Source organism: Mycobacterium persicum (genome assembly GCF_002086675.1).
In the GTDB taxonomy this organism is placed as follows: Bacteria; Actinomycetota; Actinomycetes; order Mycobacteriales; family Mycobacteriaceae; genus Mycobacterium; species Mycobacterium persicum.
In genome coordinates this window covers 1-8,406 of the sequence record NZ_MVIF01000152.1, presented here as the reverse complement: position 1 = coordinate 8,406, position 8,406 = coordinate 1, and the positions used below count along the sequence as shown (strand labels likewise).

Genomic DNA, 8,406 nt, shown 5'->3' with positions numbered 1-8,406 from the left:
GCCCGGCCGCCCCGCCGTTACCACCGGGCCCACCTGCGCTCGTGCCCGACCCGCCGTTGCCGCCGTTGCCGAACAACCACCCGCCGTCCCCACCATTGGCCCCACTGCCCGGGGCTCCGTTAATGCCGTTACCGATCAGCGGACGACCGGTAGCCGCCTGAACCGGCGCGTTGATCGCGTCGAGCAGACTCTGCAGCGGCGAGGCGCTAGCAGCCTCGGCAGCCGCATACGAATTCGCACCAGCGGCCAGGGCCTGCACAAACTGGTCATGAAACGCTGCGGCCTGCGCGCTCAGCGCCTGGTATGCCTGGCCGTGCGCACCAAACAAGCCCGCGATCGCCGCTGACACCTCATCAGCACCCGCGGCCAGCAACCGCGTCGTGTTGGCGGCGGCAGCACCGTTGGCTGCGCCGATTGTCGAGCCGAGATTTGCCAAATCCGTTGTCGCCGCCATCAGCGCCTCCGGCGCTGCGATCAAGTACGACATGTGGCACCTCCAAACAGCCGACGATCCGCCGCGTTTGGCGTCCGACGACAGTCGATGCGCTGGTCAGAGACTGACTCTAACGCGCATCGCGGCCTCACGTCCTGGACTTTGGGCAGGTTTCCTCCACCAGTTCACGTGGCCATATATGGACCCAGACCAAGCCCGTACCGGACACAACCGAAGCCGCGTTGCCGACGGCCGGCACATGTCCGCCCTAGTTTGGCTGGATCCGGCGCAGCCGGAATTTCGAGTCAAGTTTGACGTCATAACGCTGCGCGTTTGGTGCTAGGCGGCGAGTAGTGTTGTGTGGCTGAGGGTTTGGAGAGCTGCGTTGTAGGCGCGAGAAGCTTGCTGTAGCGGAGGGGCCGTGGTGTGGTCGGAGAGGTGGGCCAGGCCGGTGAGTAGGAAGCGGTCATGCACGCAGGTCAAGAAGTGGGCGGTGTGCAGGCCACGGTCGGTGACGGTGTAGCGGTTGCTGTGCGGGATGCGGGTGATCATGCCCCGGGATTTGAGTCGGCGCAGGTCGTAGGTTGTTTGTCCGGCGGTGACCTCATCGGGTGGCAGTCCGCGTAATTCGGCGGTGAGGATGCGCAGATCGCGGTTGGTGAAGCCGTTGGTTTGGCAGCCGAACGTCAGCAATGCCTGCAGCAGGGCGTGGCTGCGCCGCTGGGCCAGCCGTAGTCCGGGGATACGAGTGCCTGTGGCGGTAGTGACCGCGGCGGTGATGGTGTCAAGCGCTTCGGCGCCGGTGATCGGGTCGTGGCTGAGTCGTTGGACGTGCAGCAGACGTCGGTTGGCCGAGAAGCCGATCTCCCGCAGGGCGGGCAGATTAGTCAGTCGTTTGCCGATCGAAAAGTCGGTGGTGTCATTGATCGTGGTTTCGGTGCGCAGGGCTTTTCCTTCCTTGTGGTACTGCTTGATTCGGGTGTGCTTGTAATCCACGTGCAGGCTGGGGGTGACACCGGCGGTGATCACCCGGGTGCGAAATGACCCGGGTGTGCAGCGCGGTCCGCGGCGCATCAGGCGGCGGTCGAAGATCAACGCGACCTGGTCGGGGCGGCCGATGTCGAGGTTGTCGCGGATGACCTGTTCGAAGAACATCCGGCCCGCCACGGGTTTGTCGAGCATCTGGGTCAGCGAGAATTCGGCCTGCAGGATCGACAGCTCGTAGCGGTAGCCCGCGGCGTGGTCGGCTGCGGAAAATGGGTGCGGCAGGACCGCCAGCCACTTGTCCAGCAGCGCTTCGATGTGTTCGGGCCCCAGACTGTCGCAGATGGCTTGCAGCGCGGCGGGGTCCTCGACCGCGGCGAACCCGTTATCGAGCGGGGTGAACCCGATGCCGGCCTTGGCGGCTTGGCGCTGGGCCCAATGGTTTCCGTTGAGGCACAACTTCGCGTTGTAGGGGAAATAGGAGCAGAACTTGATAAAAAACGGGCCGAAGTCCTCGTCGTAGCAATAAAAGTAGAAGTGGTTGATCAGCCCGCTGGCTGGCACGATCCACGGGTAGGAATCGCCGTTGGTGTCGCGGCGTTTCTCGGTGCGAAACAGCTTGGTCTTTTCCTGCGCGCGACCCACGAACAGCACCCCTTCGGTGCCGGTGAACCGGGCCAGGTGCTCGTGGGCGATGTCGTCTTTGCGTTGTCCCTTGGCGAAATTCACCCACGGGATGGCGTTGTCGCGAGCAAACCGGTGCACCGCTGTGCAGAACGCGTCGGTGATCTTGACCAGTGGCGCGGTCGAGGCGATGGGCAACCCCAGTCGTCGATGCACATAGCCCACCAGGCCAGCTGGGTATTGCAATCCCGGCACATAGACATTGCAGAACATGCGGTCGATGCACTCGACGTCGAAAACCACATGTTCGGACAAGACATCATCAACCGCGCGCGCTACGGTCATCACAAGGCTCCGATCGGACGGGCGGCCAGTCAGGCCAACCAACCGCGCTATGCGGTTCATACACCGGATCGGTCCGCCGGTCACGGTCTCAACCCCGTCCGACCGGAGCCCCACACCCCAAGCTGATCACGACATGCCTCGTCGGGCTGGGGCGAAGCCCCGTTAGTACTGCAGCCGTAGATAGGGATTGCTGATGCTGGCGTGTCTGCGCTGGTCAGAGCGGTGACCGCGGCATTGTTTCAGTTTGTGACAACTTCTCAATATGCCGCGGTCGCCGCGGCTCATAGCGCAGACCCTGATCGGTGGCAGGCGGAGTACTCGGCGGTGCTGGATCGGATCGCGCCGCGTTTTGCCCGTTACGAGCCGTTGCGGCATGCCGGTGAACTCATGGCCGGGATGGTCTCGGGCTTGGACCGCAAGAATTGCTGGACTATCGCCGAGCACCGCGGTGATACCACCCCCGATGGGTTGCAGCATCTGTTGGCACGGGCGAGCTGGGACGCCGACGCGGTCCGTGACGATCCGCGTGATTACATCGTCGATGCGTTCGGTGACCCGGGTGCGATCTTGGTGGTCGACGAGACCGGTGACGTCAAGAAGGGTGTGCACAGCGTCGGGGTGCAGCGCCAGTACAGCGGTACCGCGGGCCGTGTCGAGAACTCCCAGATGGCGGTGTATCTGACGTATGCGGCCCCGCGTGGGCACGCGCTGATCGACCGGGCTCTGTACCTTCCGCGCAGCTGGGCCGACGACCATGACCGCTGCGCCGACGCCGGAATCCCTGCCGACAAGCGGGGTTTCGCGACCAAACCAACGTTGGCGGTAACACTGATCGACCGCGCTGTGGCCGCCCGAGTACCCGCGGGGTGGGTGGCCGGCGACGAAGTCTATGGAGCCGACCCACGACTGCGCGCCGCTATTCGAGGCCACGGGCTGGGCTACGTGATGGCGGTTGCGGCCAACCGGCGCGTGCCCACCCATGCCGGCCCGATCCGCGTCGATGCGCTGCCCGCGCTGATCCCGGCACATGCCTGGCAGACACACTCCGCCGGCGCCGGCGCCTTGACCGTCAACGAGTTTCGACGCCTCTTCGACGCACTGCTGCTCGTCACCCACCGCACCCTGGCAAGCCTGCTGGCCTGGTCACGATGGCGAAGACGACACCAATACCGAGCCCGACAATCCCAGTACCGACAACGCGAACACCAATGATCTCGATCTACGGCTGCAGTACTAGCCTGCATTTTGGCAGAAGATCTTTCCGTCAGTTACTCGCTGTGACGCCAACATGTGCCAAGTGCCTATCGCTGCGCGTGCGCGAGAGATCTGCTGGATGTGCCCTGCTTCGTCGTGCATAGGTAGCTGGGTGGCCGCGCGTCGGAAAGCGCTGCTGTTCGCTCTGGGCGAAACGTGAAATCGGTTGTTGGGCAGTCATTTTCTGTCAGGGGTTTGTCGGTGCCCGCCGATAGGTTGGGCATTATGGCGGAGCGCGAAGCGATCACGGCAGCCTTCGACGGGTTGGATGCGGCGCTAGATGTGGTGGCGGATCTGGACTGTGACGCGTTGACCACCCCGGAGTGGTTGGCTATGGGACCGGGTCACCGACACCCTGGCGGGCAGCTTCCCGAAGGCGGCCGACATGATGAGCCAGGCCAAGACCGATGTGTTGGCGTGCACCGCGTTCCCGAAAGCGCATCGGCAGAAGATCTGGTCGAACAACCGCATATCGAACGACTCAACAAGGAAATCGAGCGCCGTGCCGATGTCGTGGAGATCTTCCCGAACCCCGCAGCGTTTTTGCGCCTGTCCACCGCGGTGGTCATCGAAGGCCACGATGAATGGCAAGTCACCCGCCGCTACCTCTCCGATGTCTCCATGGACGAACTACGCGCCGTCATTGCTAAACAAACACGCCGCTGCAGCACTTGCCAAACAACACCAAATCACTTGGTGTTCAACATGACTCGTTGATCACCATGCGTGAGCCACGTCAGATCCGAAGTCCATCATTCCGCGGGACGCTATCGACAAAATGCGCGGGCGGTGAGCGGCGACTCAGATCTCCGGCCATGTGCCCCTGTAGGCGCGGAAGGTCAAACACGGCATCGCGCAGCGGGAAATGCCATGAATCCGGTTCGCCGTCGGAGTTCCACAACGCCCGAATGGTCGCCATCGCCTTCTCCAACTCCAACCGCGGAACCGCTCAAGCGACATGGGCAGCCGCAGCACCGTATGCGATGGGACCTCGAGAGTTACGATACTTTACGGTTTCATGAGAAGCTCGCAACTGCCTAGCTTACTCCCAGAACTCTGCCGCAAATAAGAATAAGCCCCAACTAAATGCGGCACCGTAACGTGTTCCCTGCCATTCGAATTGGTACTCCTCATATCCGGGGAGAAGTTTATCGAACAGGGACCATTGATCGCCGTCTGTCATGGGGCCAAAATATTGCGTGAACTCTGTTATGTCGATGCTCCATGCGGGAAGCTCAGTTGGCAAATGGACTGTTGGCGAATGACCTCTAACGTGCCAATACCGCGCCGAGGCAAGCAGTCCGCCTTCGCCAGTGGCGTTGAAGTCGAATTCAGGCCACAATACGCTGCTATATGTCAGTGACGTGGAGTCCTGACCCGCCCCCAGGAGCTTCTTCAAGGTTTCAAATCGCGACGTCTTGTCGCCAAGAGTTTCGGTCATCTGGGCATGTATGCGCTCCGCGTCGCTCACCGAGAACCCGTATTCAGCTAGTTTGGCTTCTAGTACTGTAGCTTTTTTGTTGACCATTCTTATCTTCATCGTCATGAGCAGGTACACTTCGAACTCGAAGATTGCGACAACCGAGGCTGTATTCACCACTTATCCGTTCACTTACCTAGGTAGGGCATAAATTGGGTAAGGTCACCTTTGAAGACTGTGACCGATCCGTCAGGATGTACCATCATTGCCACTCGCTGAGGTAGGGCCACCGGCAGTACAACCTTTGTTCCATCGGGGAGGTTGGCGATTCCGCCGGTATCACCAAAAGCTGCTTTTGCAGCAATATCGGTTGCCTCCACAGCTTGTTGCTGATCCAGGTGCAAGCTGGTCACCTCGTGCGCCAGCGTAGCTGCCGGGGTGACCTTGGGCAGTGCCGCGGGGCATCGATGTCGCTGCCTACCAAGAGGTTCGGCCGCCTTCTATACGGCGAAGCGTTACCCGGTTCCCATACTGCGGCCAGAACCGAGCCTGCCGACCTCGAGGGACGGCAACTCGTCGTCGGCGGCCGCCACCGCGAAGGGGGTAGCGGCGGTATAGAACGCGTCCTCGGTCATCAATCCTCGCTGCGCCAGCTCGATTCGGTTCACCTCGGTGCGCCATCGGTTGCCGAATAGACGCTTGAGTTGTCCAGGATCCGGGCGGCGCACGTTCAAATGTGGCTTCTGACGGGCTAATTCGTCCCGCTGCGCGAGGGCGCGGGCGGCCATGGCGCGCCATTCGGGCAGCCGAGGGTCTGCCCGCAGCAGTTCGAGGAAGTGCTGGATCGCCGGGAGCGACCGGGCGAAAAAAAGGGTGCGGGTGGTCAGTCGCGCCGAGACCGCAATCGGATCGTCGCGCAGGCTATCGTTCTCCTCGGCGGTGAGCCAGTGTGCCCTGACGTGCTCGGGAAAGCCGGACTCGTCGATGATGCCGGTGGCTTGCGCATAGCGGTGGGCGACGGTCTCCAGCGAGCGCAAATAGCTGTCGGCCGCTACTTCGGCGACGGCCCGGGCGGCCCGCTCGCACACCGCGCCGCCATCGTCGGGGTGCGTCAGATTCCAGTACCAGGCGGCGACCTGCTCCAGCGCCGGGACATATGCCCATCGATCGATCGCGCACACGCTCAGCAGCGAAAGGACGTCAAGGTCACCGACATCGACGGCCGACTGGGCTCCGCTGTCGGTGGTGACGGGAACGGGTGTCGCAGGCGCCCACCGCTGCCGCCAGCGCTCCGACCATATCGTCGGAGGTGGGCCCGGCCGCACGGAACGGCCGCCTTTGCCGCGGACCACCTCGCGCAGCGCCAAGAGTGCGTCGGCGTGTTTGATGTCGACCCGCAGTGACCTCAATTGTGTTGCCAAAATGCGGCTTTCCGGAGCGCCGACAGCCTCCAGCAATCGATTCCAGGTACGCTGGGTAAACGGGGTGCTGCGTGCGGTTTCGATCAACTGGTCAGCCAAAATTGCTGATATCAGCCCGGATTCGACGGCCCGCGCGACGGTATGGCGAATGTTGACCAGGGCGTCCACAAACACCGGATAACCGTCTTCGGGGTCGCCGTGCACCATCCCCACTTCGTCATCGGCTTCGAGCAGCCCGTCGCGATAGCCCTCGAAGACCCAGCCGTAGCCTTCCATGCCGAACGGGTGCAGCTCTGCGGCGCGCAACGCTCCCATGCTCGATGAACCGACCACCCGCACCCCATCGTCGATGAGGGTCAGCAATTCCTTGTGCCGGACCGACGCCTGCTGGAAGAAGAGTCCGTCGACGATCAGCAGGGTGTCGCCCGGCCGCAACCCGTATCCGAGCGCCTGACCGAACGCGATCGGCGCCACCACTTCGGCAGTGGGCAACACGGCATGGATATCGTCGGCGCCGATCGTTGGTCCCGCGGTGACGACGACCCGGCCGTTGGTTGTCATCCGTGCTCCTGTAGGGGGGTTCGCATCGGCGAATGTATGGAAGCCGACAGTCCGGGGGCGACGACCTTGACCACGGGGACGCAGGCGTCGTCGAAGTCGCAGACGACGGCGAGGGGCTCGACGCCCGACCGGACGGTCACGGCGGTCGCCGCCGTGGCGAGCAGCTCGGTCAGCGAGTTGCTGTGGTCGATGTGCCAGGGCGTGGCGGGCGCGGCGGGCATCGACTGCATCGATCGACGAGCCGGGGCATACGTGTGCACCCGGGCGAACCTGTGGTAGATCGCCGAAGGGAGATCCTCGCGAGCCCCGCTGATGGCCGTCAGGCGCGATTGCGCGGCCTCGGTGATCGCCCGGGACAGCGCCACGTTGGGGTCGTGGTGAAGCCCGCTGCCACTGAACGGAATCTCGGCCATGGGCGAGGTGATCTCGGCGGCGAAGCAGTAGAACCCGTCCCAGCTGCCGATCCGGGCAACGCGCAGTTCGCTTCCGGCCCGCTGAATCATCTCGACCAGTTGGGCGCACTCCGAGCGGGCGACGTCGTCCAGAGGTACCTCGAACAAGGTCGATCCCGGCGCGGCCGTGGCCATGCCATGGCGCTCCATGATCTCGTAGAGCCCGTGCAGGGTGGCCTCGTGGTAACTGTTGCCGGAAGCCAATCCCGTGGTGTCCATCCCGAACATCGGCGGTCCCCAGGAGTCGCTGATCGCCACGTTGACGACGGTGGCCAGCCACGGCACAAAGGTTCGGCGGCCGGTCAGCAATGTCGTCGCGATCATCCAGTCGAGCTTGGCGCCGGGATGGTAGAAGCTTCCGGCGGGCCGGTGGAGGTCGGCCGGGTCATAGGTCAGTTCACGGGCGAGATCTGTTGTGCTCCTGGATAAAAGGTCGGCAGTGATGCTCTCCACGTGCCAGTTCTCCAGCGATTCCATGACGGCCGAGACCTGGGCGGCGCGGTACGTGGTGGCCTTCCCCTGACTGACCGACAAGGTCAGCGAGGCGGGCCGCACGGCCTGGACGGTGGGAATTCCGAGATCGTCCAGCCAGGTCAGGTCGGCGACGCGGGTGATCCCGGCCCGCTCCAGCGCAGGCTGAACGGCTTGCCAAGTTTGATCGGGCGAGATGACCCGGTGAGTGCCCGCCCGATATCCGATTGTGGTGGGGTCGGCGTGACCCAACACTCGTGGCGGCCAATGTGACCAGTCGGGTCCAGCTTTCATCAGTGGCTGGGTGCCGAGCCCGGACAGTTCCGACATGGCTTTTCACGCTACTTAGTTGCCGGGTTTGCGGCGGGACATTGCGACGGGTGCAAGAGAAAATCCCAGCGGGATCTCATCGCGGAGGGGGAGGGGGGCGGCGATGAGACC

Annotated in this window: 7 protein-coding genes and 2 pseudogenes; 2 read left to right on the top strand and 7 right to left on the bottom strand. The window is 63.3% G+C overall.

The window, feature by feature from the left end:
• Positions 1 to 487 (bottom strand): PE family protein (locus BST40_RS26520; RefSeq protein WP_142276817.1); only part of this gene is annotated, 487 nt, incomplete at its 3' end.
• Positions 488 to 772: 285 nt separating this feature from the next.
• Positions 773 to 2,386 (bottom strand): hypothetical protein, encoded by a 1,614-nt coding sequence (locus BST40_RS26515; RefSeq protein WP_083156273.1) that lies wholly within the window; start codon positions 2,384 to 2,386, stop codon positions 773 to 775.
• A 327-nt stretch (positions 2,387 to 2,713) separates the two neighbouring features.
• Between BST40_RS26515 and BST40_RS26510 the strand changes: the two genes are divergently transcribed.
• Both BST40_RS26510 and BST40_RS26505 read left to right on the top strand, forming a co-directional pair.
• Positions 2,714 to 3,598, top strand: a complete 885-nt coding sequence (locus BST40_RS26510; protein ID WP_082275226.1) for an IS701 family transposase — start codon at positions 2,714 to 2,716, stop codon at positions 3,596 to 3,598.
• Positions 3,599 to 3,974: 376 nt separating this feature from the next.
• A pseudogene (locus tag BST40_RS26505) lies at positions 3,975 to 4,357 on the top strand (transposase); the annotation flags it as partial.
• 87 nt (positions 4,358 to 4,444) lie between these two features.
• On the opposite strand, the pseudogene BST40_RS32100 reads toward BST40_RS26505, so the two are convergent.
• From BST40_RS32100 to BST40_RS26490, 5 genes and pseudogenes are all read right to left on the bottom strand, one after another.
• Positions 4,445 to 4,583: pseudogene (locus BST40_RS32100) on the bottom strand (LLM class flavin-dependent oxidoreductase); the annotation flags it as partial.
• A gap of 99 nt (positions 4,584 to 4,682) precedes the next feature.
• Positions 4,683 to 5,237, bottom strand: a complete 555-nt coding sequence (locus tag BST40_RS26500; RefSeq protein ID WP_241780124.1) for a hypothetical protein — start codon at positions 5,235 to 5,237, stop codon at positions 4,683 to 4,685.
• Between the two features lie 11 nt (positions 5,238 to 5,248).
• Entirely contained in the window at positions 5,249 to 5,464 is a 216-nt protein-coding gene (locus BST40_RS29725) for a hypothetical protein (protein ID WP_131808239.1), read from the bottom strand.
• 111 nt (positions 5,465 to 5,575) lie between these two features.
• Positions 5,576 to 7,042 (bottom strand): TfuA-like protein, encoded by a 1,467-nt coding sequence (locus BST40_RS26495; RefSeq protein WP_075545206.1) that lies wholly within the window; start codon positions 7,040 to 7,042, stop codon positions 5,576 to 5,578.
• On the bottom strand, positions 7,039 to 8,295 hold the full coding sequence (locus BST40_RS26490) for a YcaO-like family protein (protein WP_075545207.1): 1,257 nt from the start codon (positions 8,293 to 8,295) through the stop codon (positions 7,039 to 7,041). The genes BST40_RS26495 and BST40_RS26490 overlap by 4 nt, the downstream gene beginning before the upstream one ends.
• Positions 8,296 to 8,406 lie beyond the last annotated feature (111 nt).

What these genes read in the sequence shown, in the direction of transcription:
- BST40_RS26515 (WP_083156273.1), bottom strand. Translation starts at nt 2,386, where the DNA reads ATGACCGTAGCGCGCGCGGTTGATGATGTCTTGTCCGAACATGTGGTT.
- BST40_RS26495 (WP_075545206.1), bottom strand. Translation starts at nt 7,042, where the DNA reads ATGACAACCAACGGCCGGGTCGTCGTCACCGCGGGACCAACGATCGGC.
- BST40_RS26490 (WP_075545207.1), bottom strand. Translation starts at nt 8,295, where the DNA reads ATGTCGGAACTGTCCGGGCTCGGCACCCAGCCACTGATGAAAGCTGGA.